The organism is Subtercola frigoramans (assembly GCF_016907385.1).
Classification (GTDB): Bacteria; Actinomycetota; Actinomycetes; order Actinomycetales; family Microbacteriaceae; genus Subtercola; species Subtercola frigoramans.
In genome coordinates, this window is sequence record NZ_JAFBBU010000001.1 from 1,376,893 (window position 1) to 1,390,479 (window position 13,587).

General features: G+C 64.7%; 16 protein-coding genes. 7 read left to right on the plus strand and 9 right to left on the minus strand.

What is annotated here, in order from left to right; translation table 11 throughout:
* Nucleotides 1-74 precede the first annotated feature (74 nt).
* Both greA and JOE66_RS06560 read right to left on the minus strand, forming a co-directional pair.
* On the minus strand, nucleotides 75-563 hold the full coding sequence (gene greA / locus JOE66_RS06555; RefSeq protein ID WP_205107852.1) for a transcription elongation factor GreA: 489 nt from the start codon (nucleotides 561-563) through the stop codon (nucleotides 75-77).
* A gap of 139 nt (nucleotides 564-702) precedes the next feature.
* On the minus strand, nucleotides 703-1,179 hold the full coding sequence (locus JOE66_RS06560) for a DUF4307 domain-containing protein (RefSeq protein WP_205107854.1): 477 nt from the start codon (nucleotides 1,177-1,179) through the stop codon (nucleotides 703-705).
* A gap of 157 nt (nucleotides 1,180-1,336) precedes the next feature.
* On the opposite strand from JOE66_RS06560, the gene mca reads away from it, so the two are divergent.
* Together mca and JOE66_RS06570 are read left to right on the plus strand one after the other, a co-directional pair.
* Nucleotides 1,337-2,227, plus strand: a complete 891-nt coding sequence (mca, locus tag JOE66_RS06565; RefSeq protein WP_372435480.1) for a mycothiol conjugate amidase Mca — start codon at nucleotides 1,337-1,339, stop codon at nucleotides 2,225-2,227.
* On the plus strand, nucleotides 2,224-2,541 hold the full coding sequence (locus JOE66_RS06570) for a hypothetical protein (RefSeq protein WP_205107856.1): 318 nt from the start codon (nucleotides 2,224-2,226) through the stop codon (nucleotides 2,539-2,541). The genes mca and JOE66_RS06570 overlap by 4 nt, the downstream gene beginning before the upstream one ends.
* A 49-nt stretch (nucleotides 2,542-2,590) precedes the next feature.
* On the opposite strand, the gene trhA is transcribed toward JOE66_RS06570, so the two are convergent.
* Complete coding sequence (gene trhA, locus JOE66_RS06575) at nucleotides 2,591-3,388, minus strand: PAQR family membrane homeostasis protein TrhA (protein ID WP_205107858.1); 798 nt, start codon at nucleotides 3,386-3,388, stop codon at nucleotides 2,591-2,593.
* A 70-nt stretch (nucleotides 3,389-3,458) separates the two neighbouring features.
* Here trhA and JOE66_RS06580 point away from each other — a divergent pair, with 70 nt between their 5' ends.
* The 4 genes from JOE66_RS06580 to JOE66_RS06595 all read left to right on the plus strand — a co-directional run bounded on the left by JOE66_RS06580 (nucleotide 3,459) and on the right by JOE66_RS06595 (nucleotide 6,564).
* The gene (locus tag JOE66_RS06580) at nucleotides 3,459-4,244 is read left to right on the plus strand and encodes an isoprenyl transferase (protein ID WP_205107860.1); all 786 of its coding nucleotides are present in this window, start codon (nucleotides 3,459-3,461) and stop codon (nucleotides 4,242-4,244) included.
* A 230-nt stretch (nucleotides 4,245-4,474) separates the two neighbouring features.
* Nucleotides 4,475-5,815, plus strand: a complete 1,341-nt coding sequence (gene phoH2, locus JOE66_RS06585; protein ID WP_307827085.1) for an RNA 5'-3' helicase PhoH2 — start codon at nucleotides 4,475-4,477, stop codon at nucleotides 5,813-5,815.
* Between the two features lie 257 nt (nucleotides 5,816-6,072).
* On the plus strand, nucleotides 6,073-6,249 hold the full coding sequence (locus JOE66_RS06590; protein WP_205107865.1) for a hypothetical protein: 177 nt from the start codon (nucleotides 6,073-6,075) through the stop codon (nucleotides 6,247-6,249).
* A 51-nt stretch (nucleotides 6,250-6,300) separates the two neighbouring features.
* Nucleotides 6,301-6,564 (plus strand): hypothetical protein, encoded by a 264-nt coding sequence (locus tag JOE66_RS06595; protein WP_205107867.1) that lies wholly within the window; start codon nucleotides 6,301-6,303, stop codon nucleotides 6,562-6,564.
* Nucleotides 6,565-6,577: 13 nt separating this feature from the next.
* Here the strand turns inward: JOE66_RS06595 and JOE66_RS06600 are convergent, their stop codons facing one another.
* The 6 genes from JOE66_RS06600 to xseA form a co-directional block, all read right to left on the minus strand.
* Nucleotides 6,578-7,846: an FAD-binding protein gene (locus JOE66_RS06600; protein WP_205107868.1), complete on the minus strand. Its 1,269-nt coding sequence runs from the start codon at nucleotides 7,844-7,846 to the stop codon at nucleotides 6,578-6,580.
* 107 nt (nucleotides 7,847-7,953) lie between these two features.
* On the minus strand, nucleotides 7,954-9,369 hold the full coding sequence (locus JOE66_RS06605) for a class II fumarate hydratase (RefSeq protein WP_205107869.1): 1,416 nt from the start codon (nucleotides 9,367-9,369) through the stop codon (nucleotides 7,954-7,956).
* 94 nt (nucleotides 9,370-9,463) lie between these two features.
* Nucleotides 9,464-10,084 carry a carbonic anhydrase gene (locus JOE66_RS06610; protein WP_205111683.1) on the minus strand — a complete coding sequence of 207 codons (621 nt, stop codon included), beginning with the start codon at nucleotides 10,082-10,084 and terminating at the stop codon, nucleotides 9,464-9,466.
* Nucleotides 10,085-10,134: 50 nt separating this feature from the next.
* The gene (locus JOE66_RS06615) at nucleotides 10,135-10,863 is read right to left on the minus strand and encodes a DUF4245 domain-containing protein (protein ID WP_307827086.1); all 729 of its coding nucleotides are present in this window, start codon (nucleotides 10,861-10,863) and stop codon (nucleotides 10,135-10,137) included.
* Nucleotides 10,864-10,874: 11 nt separating this feature from the next.
* Nucleotides 10,875-11,159 carry an exodeoxyribonuclease VII small subunit gene (locus JOE66_RS06620; protein WP_205107871.1) on the minus strand — a complete coding sequence of 95 codons (285 nt, stop codon included), beginning with the start codon at nucleotides 11,157-11,159 and terminating at the stop codon, nucleotides 10,875-10,877.
* A gap of 10 nt (nucleotides 11,160-11,169) precedes the next feature.
* Complete coding sequence (xseA, locus tag JOE66_RS06625) at nucleotides 11,170-12,417, minus strand: exodeoxyribonuclease VII large subunit (protein WP_205107873.1); 1,248 nt, start codon at nucleotides 12,415-12,417, stop codon at nucleotides 11,170-11,172.
* Between the two features lie 57 nt (nucleotides 12,418-12,474).
* Here xseA and JOE66_RS06630 point away from each other — a divergent pair, with 57 nt between their 5' ends.
* Nucleotides 12,475-13,509: a 4-hydroxy-3-methylbut-2-enyl diphosphate reductase gene (locus JOE66_RS06630; protein ID WP_205111687.1), complete on the plus strand. Its 1,035-nt coding sequence runs from the start codon at nucleotides 12,475-12,477 to the stop codon at nucleotides 13,507-13,509.
* Nucleotides 13,510-13,587: the final 78 nt, after the last annotated feature.

A 13,587-nucleotide genomic window follows, 5' to 3' on the forward strand; every position in this document is an offset into this window, starting at 1 on the left:
CCGGTCTGCGTGGGGGTTTCGATACGCCCCTGCGGAGCTAGTCAACCAGCGTTGCGAGCGTGGTCGGAGTTGGTTCAGCCGGTGTAGTTCTCGACCGCAGTGACCTTCACGGTGATGGCACGGCCGTTCGGGGCCTCGTACGTCGTGGAATCGCCGACAGCGAGGCCCATGATCGCGGTGCCGAGCGGGCTCTTCTCCGAGTAGACGTCGAGGTCTGACTGGCCGGCGATCTCGCGGCTGCCGAGCAGGAACACGCTCTCGTCGCCGGCGATGATCGCGGTGATGACGGTACCGGGCACGACGACGCCGTGGCTCTCCGGCGCTGCGCTCACCTGAGCGGTCTTCAGCAGGTTCGTCAGAAAGCGGATTCGCGCCTCCTGCTTGCCCTGCTCGTCTTTCGCGGCGTGGTAGCCGCTGTTCTCCTTCAGGTCGCCCTCTTCGCGGGCGGACTGGATCTTGTCGGTGATCTCCTGGCGACCCGTCGTCGAGGCGTATTCGAGCTCGTTCGCAAGACGGTCGTAGGCTTCCTGCGTGAGCCAGCTGACCTGGGTCTCATCGGCCATGGGAACTCCCTTGTTTGGGGCGTGGCTTCGACCGTGGTTCCGTCTGTGGTTCCCGGTCAGAAGCGTGGATTCGACGTTTCGTGTTGTGGTGCTTCGAGCAGGCCGGGCCTCGTCATCGTGCCCGGGTGAAGAGAAGATTCTATGTCAGCCAACAACTGTCGACCAAACCGGTGACTGCGCCCTCGGTGGTCAATACAGTAGTGGTGATCTGCTCGTCGCGTTGCTTCGACGCGGGCACATCGACGAGTTTCCACCCGACGACCGCGTGTGCCTCATTCTGGGCCTCGACGGCGCAGGTCACCGCCGCACCCGGATCGCGCCCGACGACGAACGTCACGTCGACGCGCCGATCATCCACGACGGTGTGCGCCTTGTCCTGTGTGTTCACTGTGGATCGCGCTCCATCGAGCCCGGCCCAGACCACCCAGGAGCCGATCACCACCACCACGGCTGCCCCGAAGGCGAGGGCGATGATCCGGCCCGTGCGTCTCGCCGTCGGCGTGCTCCCGTAGCGTTCTGCGCGGGTGTCCGACGCGGGCGCGCGCGTCGACGACGGGGCCAGGGCTTCTGATGAGGCGGCAAATGGCCCGTCTTCGCTCAGTTCGTCTTCGCTCACCGGTGTATCGGGGTCTTCCTGTTCGAAACGGGGAGCTGCGAACGAACGATTAGTCTGGGTCAGTGCAGAACTTCTGCGCTCCGACCGAATCCAGCCCAACCCATTTCGCGCAACCTCTATCACTAGGGTAGTTCGCTCAGCTGAGGAGTTGAAACACGTGGCCCTTCGCCTCATGGCCGTGCACGCCCATCCCGATGACGAATCGAGCAAGGGTGCGGCAACGTATGCCTACTACCTGAACCGCGGCGCCGAGGTCATGGTGGTCAGCTGCACGAGCGGCGAGCGCGGCAGCATTCTCAACGAGCAGCTCGAGGCACGCTCGTGGGCCGAACGCGACATCGCTGGCCTTCGCCGCCACGAGATGCAGGCCGCACAGGCCGCGATCGGGTTCCAGCACCGCTGGCTCGGTTACGCCGACTCCGGCCTCCCCGACGAGGGCGACCCACTGCCCGCGAACGCCTTTGCGGCAATCGACGTCGAGATCAGCGTTCTTCCGCTGGTGAAGCTCATCCGCGAGTTCCGGCCGCACGTTCTGCTGACGTATGACGAGAACGGCGGGTATCCGCACCCCGACCACATCCGATGCCACGAGGTGTCGATGCGGGCTTACCGGGTCGCGGCCGATGGCTCACAGCATCCGGAGCTGGGCGCACCCTGGCAGGTCTCGAAGCTCTACTATGACCGCATCTTCAGCTACCAGCGCATGCAATCGATCCACACCCTGCTTGTCGAGACCGACCCCGAGAGCCCCCTGCTCGAGTCCTTCACGCAGATGAGGCGATGGATGACCGAGAGCCCGTACCTCGCAACCACCAGGGTGCCCGCGGGTGAGTACTTCGAGGTTCGCGACGAGGCCCTGCTGGCCCACGCGAGCCAGGTGCCGCCCGACAGTGCTTTCTTCTTCTGGCCGATCGACCTGCAGCAGAAGGCCTGGCCCACCGAGGACTACCAGCTGGTCGACTCGAAGGTGGCCGTGCCCGCGGGTGCGGAGGAGTACGAGTCCGACCTCTTCGCCGGGATCGTCGAAACGGGTGGGGCTTCCGAGTGACGCACATCGGTCTCGCGCTGCTGGGGTTTCTGGCAGACGACAGCACGCCCTCGCCCAGCCCCACGTTCAACCCCGACACGGTGACGCCCGGCACGATCGGGTTCGTGATCACCCTTTTCGTGGCGGTCGGCGCCGTACTTCTCATCATCGACATGGTCCGGCGCATCCGGCGCGTCAATCTCAAACAGCAGGTGAAGGAGAAGCTCGACGCCGAAGAGGCGGCCGCAGCCGCAGGAGCCCAGCGCAAGGGCAAGGGCGGTGGCAGGAACGGCAGCACGGGCGGTGGCTCCCTGCCCGGCCCGAAGAAGGGTTAGACCCGTCTGACTCTGGCTCTCAGGGTTCTAGGCTCTGGCTTTCAGGGTTCTAGGCGTTGTACGGCGGGTTCACCGCGATGAGCAGGATGGCCACCCAGTGGCAGGCGAACGCGACCAGTGTCAGCGCGTGGAAGATCTCGTGGAAACCGAAGACTCCCGGCACCGGGTTGGGGCGCTTGAATCCGTAGATCACGGCGCCGATGGTGTAGCTCAGGCCGCCGACCAGCACGAGGATCATCGTCGCAGGGTTGGCGGCATAGATCTGGCCGGTGAAGAACAGGGCAGAGCCCCCCATGAGCACGTACAGCGGCGTGTAGAGCCAGCGCGGGGCGTCGATCCAGAACACGCGGAACCCGATGCCCAGCACGGCCGCCACCCAGATCAGCACGAGTAGCAGCGTGCCCTGGGCCGTCGGGAGAGCGAGTGCCGCGATCGGCGTGTAGGTGCCGGCGATCAACAGGAAGATGTTCGCGTGGTCGATCCTCTTGAGAATCCGTTTGGTCTTCAGCTTCCAGTTGAACCGGTGGTAGAGGGCGGAGTTGCCGAAGAGCAGCAGGCTGGTGAGAGCGAAGACCGCGCTGCTGGTCTTCGCTGCCGAGCCCTGGGCCACGGTGACGAGCACAATGCCTGCCGCGATGGCGAGCGGGAAGGTGACGGCGTGGATCCAGCCCCGCCATGTCGGCTTCACCTCTGCATCGCTCGGTTGCGCAGATCCGGTGACGATGGTGGGCGCGTCGGCATCGGGATGATCGGCATCGGCTGCCTCGAGCAACGGGAGGTGGGGGATGGGAGCGCCCGGATCTTCAGCTTCGAGGTCGGCGAGCGGAGCATCCGGTTGATCTGGCATACAGCCAGACTATCGGGGTGCCCTGAGGGCCCCGCTGGGAGTTTGTCTCCGCTGACGGTAGCGTAGCCTCGTGCGAAACAGGCAGAACTCCCCGGGTCGTGGGCTGCTCTACGGGCTCTACCAGAAGCGGCTTCGACGCGAACTCGACGAGGGAGAACTACCGCACCACGTCGCCATGATCATCGATGGCAACCGGCGGTGGGCCAAGCAGAATTTTCTCGCCACGGCCGCGCATGGGCATCGGGCAGGGGCAGCGAAGGTCGTCGAGTTCCTGGAATGGTGTGACGACCTCGGTATCTCGGTTGCCACGCTGTACCTGCTTTCGACCGACAATCTGAAGAGTCGCAGCGAAGAGGAACTCAGCGAGTTGATCGAGATCATCGCGCAACTCGCGGATGAGCTGTCGGACTACCGTGACTGGCGGATCAAGCATGTCGGCAGCAACGACGGGCTGCCAGGGAGGCTCGTCGAGGCGCTCGAGAACGCCGAAACGCAGAGCTCGGGCAACACGGGGCTGCACGTGAATCTCGCAGTGGGGTACGGGGGGCGCACGGAGATAGCGGATGCGATGCTCAGCATCATCCGAGCTCACCAGGAGGCCGGTGACAGCCTCGACGACCTGGCGGCGAACCTCGACGAAGACCTCATCGGTGCGCACCTGTACACGAGCGGCCAGCCGGACCCCGACCTGGTCATCCGAACCTCGGGCGAGCAGAGACTCAGCGACTTCATGCTCTGGCAGAGTGCACACAGCGAGTTCTACTTCATGGAGGCGTTGGGTCCCGACATCCGCCAGGTGGACTTCCTGCGGGCGCTGCGCGACTACTCGAGACGGCATCGGCGTTTCGGCGGCTGAGCTGGACTCATCCTGTCGTTCTCCCTGTAACAGAACGTTAATCTTCGAAGATGCGTGTCGTAACCGGGCATCGGCGCCAGGGTCGTAGCGTGTAGTCATCAGGTATGGCACCTGATCGAAGCGGCCACATAAGTACGTTTCGATACCAGCCGGGTCTTGAAAGAGACCAGGGGGCCGCTTCGCCGGAAGAGATCCGGGCGCGAGCTTCGCCGCCCGGGGTTGGAGTACTTGTGCCCGATCAGAAAACTCAAACGTCCACCTCGACCCGCACTGCCCAGACCGAGCGTACCTACGTGTTAGATACCTCGGTCTTGTTGTCTGACCCGAAGGCCATCTTCCGGTTCGCCGAGCATCCGGTCGTGTTGCCTGTGGTGGTCATCTCCGAGCTCGAGTCGAAACGAAACGACCCGGAGATCGGATATTTCGCGCGCCAGGCCCTGCGCAATCTCGATGAGCTGAGGGTGCTCCATGAGCGACTCGACTTTCCGATCGCCGTGGGCGATGCCGGGGGCAGCCTGCGTGTCGAGCTGAATCACTCCAACATGTCGGTGCTGCCGTCCGGCCTCCAGTTGCAGGACAACGACTCGCGGATTCTCGCTGTTGCGCTCAACCTGTCGAACGACGGGCTCGACGTGACTGTCGTGTCGAAAGATCTGCCGCTGAGGGTCAAGGCCGCCTCGATTGGGCTTGCGGCCGAGGAGTACCGTGCAGAGCTGGCCGTCGACTCCGGCTGGACCGGGCTCGACGACATCACGCTCAGTGCAGCAGACATGTCCAAGCTCTACGAGAACGAGCGTATGGAGACCCCGCTCGTCGAGAAGATGCCGATCAACACCGGGCTGGTCATCCATTCAGACCGGGGCTCTGCCCTCGGGCGGGTGACCGGCAAGCACAGCTTCCAGCTGGTTCGAGGCGATCGTGATGTCTTCGGCCTGCACGGGCGATCGGCCGAGCAGCGCGTTGCCATCGACATGCTGCTCGACCCTGAGGTCGGGATCATCTCACTGGGAGGCAGAGCCGGTACGGGGAAGTCCGCTCTCGCCCTGTGTGCGGGTCTTGAAGCGGTACTGGAGAAGCAACAGCACCGCAAGATCATGGTGTTCAGGCCGCTGTACGCAGTCGGCGGCCAGGAACTCGGCTTTCTGCCAGGCGACGCCTCCGAGAAGATGAACCCGTGGGCGCAGGCGGTGTTCGACACGCTCGGTTCACTCGTGTCGCAGAACGTGCTCGATGAGGTGGTCGAGCGCGGCATTCTCGAGGTGCTGCCGCTGACGCACATCCGTGGCCGGTCGCTTCACGATGCCTTCGTGATCGTCGACGAGGCTCAGTCGCTCGAACGCAACGTGCTGCTCACTGTTCTCTCGCGTATCGGATCGAATTCGCGGGTCGTGCTCACCCACGATGTCGCCCAGCGGGACAACCTGCGTGTCGGGCGGCATGACGGGGTCGCTTCGGTGATCGAGACGCTGAAGGGGCACCCACTCTTCGGGCACATCACACTGACGCGGTCGGAGCGATCGGCGATCGCGGCCTTGGTCACCGAGATGCTGGAGTCGAACGAACTCGCCTGACAGGCGTGCCAGACGCGCTGGGTCATGCCGGCGCGTCTGGCATGTTTGGCGCGTTTGGCGCGTTTCATGAATTGCACGAGCCTGGCGCGTCTGGACGGTTCAGGCGGTCTGGCTGGGTCTGAAGGTGCAGCCGGTCTGGCTGGGCCTGATCCGACTCTCGCGCTTTAGATCTGGTCTGAGGGATGCCACAGCGCCGCGGGTCAGTGGGCTGTGGATAACTTCCGGTCGGCACCCTGAGTACGGCGTACCGTACCGGCATGATCGTTTTCGGTGTTGTGTCAGGGTGGGCGATGATCGCCTACCTAGTCGTGGTGAGCGTGCCCCTGGTCGTGTCAGACTGTCGCTGGCGTCGACTGCCGAATGTCTTCGTGATGCCGGGCTATCTCGTTCTGGCCGTCGCTCTCGTGGGCCGTACACAGTCGCAGCCGCCCTGAGGGCCTGTTACGACGTGCTGTGGGGCGCTGGCGCTCTTTCTGGTGCTGCGGATGATCGGCGTCATCGGCATGGGCGATGTGAAGCTGTCAGGGCTGCTCGCCGGCGCACTGGCACTATTGCCGCCCGGGCGGGTACCCGCTTCTCTCCTGCTCGCCGCTTGTGTTGCCTGCGCCGTGGCTGGTGGTGGAGCGATCGTTTCGATGCGGGTGTCATCTCGGCGTACGCTGCCGTTCGGCCCAGCACTTCTAACGGGGTTCTGGGTCGCCGTGGTTCAGTTCGCCGTGATTCAGTCCGCCGTGGTTCAGGGGGCCTGAGGGTCAGCGTGATTCAGAACCCGAAGACGCGCTCGCGCAGAAAATCGGTGCGGAACTTCTGGTTGGGGTCGACACGGTCTGCCAGGGACACGAAGTCTGGCAGGTGCGCGTAGAGCGGAGCGATGCTGTTTGCCTGGGCAGTGAAGACCTTGCCCCAGTGCGGCCGGGCGTCGAAGGGAGCCAAGGCTCGTTCGAGGTCGACCAGGAGGTCCTCGACCTCTGTTTGCAGGGGTTTCCACGTGAAATGCAGTGCGACGCTCTCCCTGTCGCCGGCACTGCTCAGCCAGAACGTGTCGGCTGCGACCGTGCGGATCTCCGAGATCTGCAGCACGGGGTCAATCCGGTCGCCCAAGGCCCGAAGGGCCTCGAAGGCCTCGACGGCGTGTCGGCGCTCGACCAGGAACTCCGACTGGAGTTCGTCGCCGTTGCTCGGGGTGAAGTCGAGCCGGAAATGCGGCAACCGGTCGACCCAGGGACCGGGGATTCCCTGCTGTTCGGTGCAGGCAGCGGCCGACACACCCGGAAGCGGGTGCAAGCGGGTCCTGGCCGGTGTCGCGCCGAAGAACGTTTCGGTCGTCTGCGCAACGGTATTGATGTCGGCGCGTCGACCGACCCTGCTCTTGAGCCAGGCCTGGTCGACGGTGTCGGCCGACCATCGGGTGAAGAGGCTCACGCTGTAGGCCGACCGTGTGACGTCGTCGAAATTCTCGAGGAGAACCGGCCACGGCAACCGCTCGAACACACTCGTGGCGACATCGAAGGTGGGCACAATCGCCAGTGAGACCTCTGTGACCACGCCGAGGGCGCCCAGCGCCACGGCATAGCCGTCGAAGTCCTCGTCTCCCGGTGCCACCTCGACAAGCGATCCGTCGGCCTGAACGAGCTGCATGGACCTGACGCCCGCCGAGAGGTTCTGGTTGAGGTCTCCCGAGCCATGGGTTGCCGTCGCGATGGCCCCGGCCACGGAGATGTGGGGGAGGGAAGCGAGGTTGGCGAGCGCATACCCCTGTTGCTGCAGGTACTGCCCGACAACCCCGTACTTCACACCGCCGCCGACCCGCACGGTCATCGTCTCTGAGTCGATGTCGATCGGGCGCTCGAGACGGTCCAGTGAGACGAGCTCGCCGGCGGTGTCGGCGATCCTGTTGAAGGAATGCCGGGAACCGAGCGCACTGAGGGTCGTCGCTCGCCCGACGACCTCCTGCAGTTCATCGAGCGAGCGAGGTCGACGAAGCTTGCCGGCACGGTACGTGACGTTGCCCGCCCAGTTCTTCTCGCTCACTTCGTTTCGCTCACTTCGTCCTGCTCACCTTGTTCTGCTCAGCGCTTCTCGCTCGCTGAATCCCGTCCGCCGCTGCGGTCCGTCTGCCGCTGGTTGACGATCTCTCGTCAGCGAGCCTCCGGCGGCCGTGTCATCGACAGGACATCGAGGGCGGAGTCGAGTTGTTCCAGGGTGACCTCTCCCCGCTCGACGAACCCCAGGTCGATGACGGCGTCACGCACCGTGAGCCCCTGTGCGACCGAGTGCTTGGCGATCTTGGCCGCCGCCTCGTAGCCGATGATGCGATTGAGCGGTGTGACGATCGACGGAGACGATTCGGCGAGCGCGCGCGCCCTCTCGAGGTTGGCCTGCAGCCCGTCGACAGTCTTGTCGGCGAGAAGGGTGGACGAGCTCGACAGCAGTCTGATCGACTCGAGCAACGCCGTTCCCATCACCGGGATAGCGACGTTGAGCTCGAATGCACCCGAAGCTCCTGACCAGGCGATGGAGGCGTCGTTGCCGATGACACGCGAGCACACCATCAGAACGGCTTCGGGGATGACCGGATTGACCTTGCCCGGCATGATCGAGGAACCGGGCTGGAGGTCGGGAATGTGGAGCTCGCCCAGGCCGGTGTTCGGGCCGGAGCCCATCCAGCGCAGGTCGTTGCAGATCTTCGTCAGGCTGACCGCAAGAACTCGGAGGGCTCCGGATGCTTCAACCAGGGAGTCTCGCGCGCCCTGCGCCTCGAAGTGGTTGCGGGCTTCCGTGATCGGCAGCCCGGTCTCGTCGGCGAGAAGGCGGATGACCAGTTGTGGAAAACCCGCTGGAGTGTTGATTCCGGTTCCGACGGCGGTGCCGCCCAGGGGAACCTCCGCGACGTGCTTCAAGGTGCCTTCCACCCGTTCGATCCCGAGTCGGATCTGCGCAGCGTATCCGCCGAACTCCTGGCCCAGGGTGACCGGGGTCGCGTCCATGAGGTGGGTGCGCCCGGCTTTGACCGCGGTGGCCCACAGTGCAGCCTTGACCTCGAGCGACTCGGCCAGGTGGTGCAGCGAAGGAATCAGGTCGTGGATGAGCGCGGCAGTCACTGCCACGTGCACGGAGGTCGGGAAGACGTCGTTGGACGACTGGGACGCGTTGACGTGGTCGTTCGGGTGAACCTTCGAACCCAGGCGGGTCGTCGCGAGCGTTGCGAGCACCTCGTTCATGTTCATGTTCGTCGACGTGCCGCTACCGGTCTGGTAGATGTCGATCGGGAACTGCTCGGCATAACCGCCGGAGACGACGTCGTCGGCTGCCGCCGCGATTGCCCCCGCGATGGCCACGTCGAGCACGCCGAGTTCGGCATTCGCCAGGGCGGCGGCCTTCTTGATGCGCGCCAGTGCCGCGATCTGGGCCGGTTCGAGCACGCTGCCCGAAACCGGGAAGTTCTCGACGGCTCGCTGGGTCTGCGCGCCGTAGAGGGCGGCTGCGGGAACCCGCACCTCGCCCATCGTGTCGTGCTCGATCCGGAACTGAGCGTTCTCAGTGTTCTCCACCACTTCGTGGTCTTCCTTTCGTCGTTCCGCCGGCGCTACTGCGCGGCGGTGGTGTGTTCGGTGTGTTCGGTAGGTCTCTTGGTTGGCGGTGCGTCGGTCAGAAGACCGACCCGATGACGAGGTCGGGAACCGCGCGCCCTTCGGCAAGCCGGTAGTTGGCCCCGACGATCGCCAACCGCCCCGCAGCGATGGCGTCAGAGATCATCTCCGATGTCTCGAGAAGTTCGGCCACGGTGTCGCGCAAGTGGTACTTTCCCACCTCATGGGCATCGACGTCTGCCAGGGACAGGGGGGCGTCACCCGGATGATCGGCAGCTGCCTTCGAGGCGACGAGCCGCACCGCGGGCACGATCTTGTCGATCAGGTTGGCGATGTGCGGCGGCAGAGGAGGAGTCTCCGGGTCCTGCGAGGCGATGGCGGCGAGCACTGCACCGCATTCGTCGTGGCCGAGAACAACGATGAGCTGCACCCCGAGCACTCCGACGGCGTACTCGAGGCTCCCGACGACGGAGTCGGAGATCACCTGGCCCGCGTTGCGAACCACGAACAGGTCGCCGAGCCCCTTGTCGAAGATGATCTCAGCGGCCAGCCTGGAGTCGCTGCACCCGAAGAGCGCCGCTCGCGGCGTCTGTGCTGCGGCGATCTGGTTGCGCCGGTCGACATCCTGCCGTGGATGCTCGGGCTCACCGGAGACGAACCGTTCATTGCCCTCGACCATCTCGGCCCAGACCTGGGACGGCGTCGAGGTGGTGTTCGGGTCGAAGATGCTCACTTGGCCGTCACCGCCGTCGTGGATTGAATCGTTTCAGGCTGCACTCTGACATTGGAGCTGATCGAAGCTGCCACCTGGGCGATCTCGGAATCGCTGGCATCTCCGAAGACGAGGTACGTCGTTGCTCCGGATTGGGTCGTCAGTGCGTATTTCACGTTTCCCACGTCTTTCGCTGTCTTTCTGTTGTCGTAGACCGTCCATTGGATGCCGTCGATGGTCGTCGTCGATGAAGCCGCGGAGTCCTTCACCTGGTCGGCGAACCACCCGTCTGTGGCGTTGACGCCCTGGGTGAGGCCGACGTAGTTGTTGGCCGGAGTGATGAGCCCCACGTACCAGGAGACGACATTGTCGGTGCCTGTGCGGATCTCTGCGGCGTTGGAAGTCCATGTCGCCGGCACGTCAGGAACCGCAACCGGAACCGGGAAGGCCGCCTGCGCGCTCGAAGCGACCGAGCGGAAGTCGACCGAGGGGAGGTGTGACGAGTCGTCTCGCGGCACGAGCAACACGATCACGATCACGAGGCCCACACAGACCAGGATCGACAACCACAGGTTGTTGATGGTCTTGTTCGCCCGGTACTTGCGCGACTGTTCGGCCTTTCGGGCCTGCGTCTCTTCGAGGGTCTCCGGTCGGCCCAATTCGGCGACGACGCGCGGTGGTTTCTGCCCGCGCGGGGTCTTGCCGTGCGCGGAATTGCCGCGCGGGGGAATCGCCTCAGACGTCACTCCGACTGCACCTACTCCGCGGCCCTGGCGGATTCGCCCTGTGCCTGCTGGTTCTGTGCGGCCCGCGCCCGATCCAGTCGGGTCTTTGCCCCGATCAGCCACTCCTCGCAGCGGGCAGCGAGCGCTTCGCCGCGTTCCCAGAGCTCGAGCGACTGCTCGAGGGTGGCCGCGCCGCGCTCGAGTTCGTTGACGACTTGGACCAGTTCGTCGCGCGCCTGCTCGTAGCTGAGCCCTGCCACGCCGTTCCCAGCGCCTGCTTCTGTCGGCGAGGAACCGGTTGCTGGTGACTGTGCCATGAGCCCAATCTTACCGGCGAGTGCCGGGGGCCGACGGACCCTCGGAGCGGGCTGTGAGTACATCGGCAGACAGGGTGATTGTGAGGGACGAGCCCCGCGGGGCATCCGTCGCTCGTCTGACAACTCCGCCGTTCTCGGACTGCACGATGGCATAACCACGGTCGAGCGTGCTCTGCGGCGAGAGCGTTCGAAGCCGGGAGCTGAGCTCGCTCGTAGTCGTGCTGGCTCTCTCGAGAGTGCGGTTCAGCAGTTCGACCCCTCGAGCGACATACCGGGTGAGGTCTTCGCTTCGGGAGTCGATGATCCACGAGGTATTCGTGAGAACCGGTCGCGAGCGCACCTGTTCGATCCGGTCGATCTCCGACCGCACGAAGGCCGTCACGCGCAGGCTCAGTCGGGCTCGGGCCTGCTCGACCTTGTTCAGCTCTTCTGAGACGTCGGGCACGACGCGTTTCGCGGCGTCGGTGGGTGTGGATGCCCGCAGGTCGGCGATCTCGTCGAGGAGTGGCCGGTCAGCCTCATGCCCGATCGCGCTGACGATCGGTGTGGAACACGCGGCCGCGGCCCTCAACACGCCCTCGTCGCTGAACCCGAGAAGGTTCTGGAAGTCGCCGCCGCCCCTGGCCACGATGATGACGTCGACGTCGGTGTCTGCGTCGAGCTCGAGCAGCGCAGCGGTGACCTCGCGCGGCACCCGGTCTCCCTGGACTGCCGCGTGGACGACCTTGAATGCGACCGACGGCCACCGCAGCTGGGCGTTGCGCAGCACGTCTTTCTCGGCGTCGCTGTCTTTACCGGTGATGAGGCCGATGCAACCGGGCAGGAAGGGCAGGCGTTTCTTTCGTGACGCATCGAAGAGACCCTCTGAAGCCAGCTGGCGGCGCAGGCGTTCGAGGCGTTCGAGCAGGTCGCCGAGGCCGACGTGCCGCATCTCGAAGACCTGCATCGAGAGAGTGCCGCCCTTCAGCCAGTAGTTCGGCTTGACGAGCGCGATGACGCGGTCACCCTGCTTCAGATCGGCCGGGATCTTGCCCCGCACAGACGACCAGATGGTGAAGCCGATCGTCGCGTCTTCGCTCGTGTCTTTGAGTTTGCCGTAGACGTTGCCGCCGCTGACCCCCCACTGCGTGATCTCGCCCTCCACCCATGCTGTGCCGAGACGATCGATGTAGCCCTTGATCTTGCTGGAGAAGAGTGCAACCGGCCACGGGTTCTCAAACGTGGGTGCGGAGCCCTGGGCTGCAGCGGTATCGGTCATGGGCGCACCTCCGGCACGTAGAATCGTCAGGTGAGCAACACAACCGTCAGCCTGCCGATGCCGAGAATTCCCGGCGTTCGCAACAGGCTAAAGGATACCCCCGTCAACGGCCAGAAGAAGGTGCTGCTCGCTGCCCCGCGCGGGTACTGTGCAGGAGTAGACAGGGCCGTGGTCGCCGTCGAGAAGGCGTTGGAACGGTACGGCGCACCCGTCTACGTGCGCAAGCAGATCGTGCACAATGTGCATGTCGTCTCCACCCTCGAGAAACTCGGTGCCATCTTCGTCGAGGAGGTCGACGAAGTGCCACCCGGGTCTCATGTGGTCTTCAGTGCGCACGGAGTGTCGCCTGCCGTCGTCCAGGGTGCCGCAGATCGCAATCTGCTCGCCATCGACGCGACCTGCCCCCTTGTCACCAAGGTGCATCGTGAGGCTGTGCGGTTCGCCAGGGACGACTTCGAGATCCTGCTCATCGGGCACGCGGGCCACGAAGAGGTCGAGGGTACCGCCGGTGAAGCCCCTGAGCACACGACCCTCGTCGGCAGCCCGGATGAGGCAGACACGATCGTGGTACGTGACCCCGACAGGGTGGTGTGGCTCTCCCAGACCACGCTTTCGGTCGACGAGACCATGGAGACCGTGAGACGGCTCCGTGCGCGCTTCCCGAACCTCCAGGATCCGCCGTCGGATGACATCTGCTACGCCACCCAGAACCGCCAGGTGGCCATCAAGAAGGTCGCCAAAGACAGCGACCTGGTCATCGTTGTGGGTTCGGCGAATTCGTCGAACTCCGTGCGGCTCGTTGAGGTTGCGCTGGAGTACGGGGCAAGGGCTGCCTACCGGGTGGACTACGCGCACGAAGTGAAGCAGGAGTGGCTCGACGGTGTCAACACGGTCGGGGTGACATCAGGAGCATCCGTGCCTGAAGTGCTCGTGCAGGAGCTTCTCGACGACCTCGCCGGTGCTGGTTATGGCGAGATCGAGACCGTGCAGACGGCCGAGGAAGACCTGATCTTCTCGCTGCCGAAAGAACTGCGACACGATTCCGCAGGCAAGACGGATGATCGTGCGCTCGGTGGCCGAAACCGCAGCTGATCCGGGGCCAGTCGCCCAGACGCGCCAGCGAAACCGCAGCTGAGGCATCAGGCAGTCAGCCGACGTACGATGGCTGGC

Bases quoted from the DNA above. Each gene is read 5' to 3' on its own strand.
- JOE66_RS06595 (WP_205107867.1), top strand. From the start codon at position 6,301: ATGATCGGCGTCATCGGCATGGGCGATGTGAAGCTGTCAGGGCTGCTC.
- JOE66_RS06620 (WP_205107871.1), bottom strand. From the start codon at position 11,159: ATGGCACAGTCACCAGCAACCGGTTCCTCGCCGACAGAAGCAGGCGCT.
- trhA (WP_205107858.1), bottom strand. From the start codon at position 3,388: ATGCCAGATCAACCGGATGCTCCGCTCGCCGACCTCGAAGCTGAAGAT.
- JOE66_RS06630 (WP_205111687.1), top strand. From the start codon at position 12,475: ATGCCGAGAATTCCCGGCGTTCGCAACAGGCTAAAGGATACCCCCGTC.
- JOE66_RS06610 (WP_205111683.1), bottom strand. From the start codon at position 10,084: ATGGTCGAGGGCAATGAACGGTTCGTCTCCGGTGAGCCCGAGCATCCA.
- JOE66_RS06590 (WP_205107865.1), top strand. From the start codon at position 6,073: ATGATCGTTTTCGGTGTTGTGTCAGGGTGGGCGATGATCGCCTACCTA.
- greA (WP_205107852.1), bottom strand. From the start codon at position 563: ATGGCCGATGAGACCCAGGTCAGCTGGCTCACGCAGGAAGCCTACGAC.
- xseA (WP_205107873.1), bottom strand. From the start codon at position 12,417: ATGACCGATACCGCTGCAGCCCAGGGCTCCGCACCCACGTTTGAGAAC.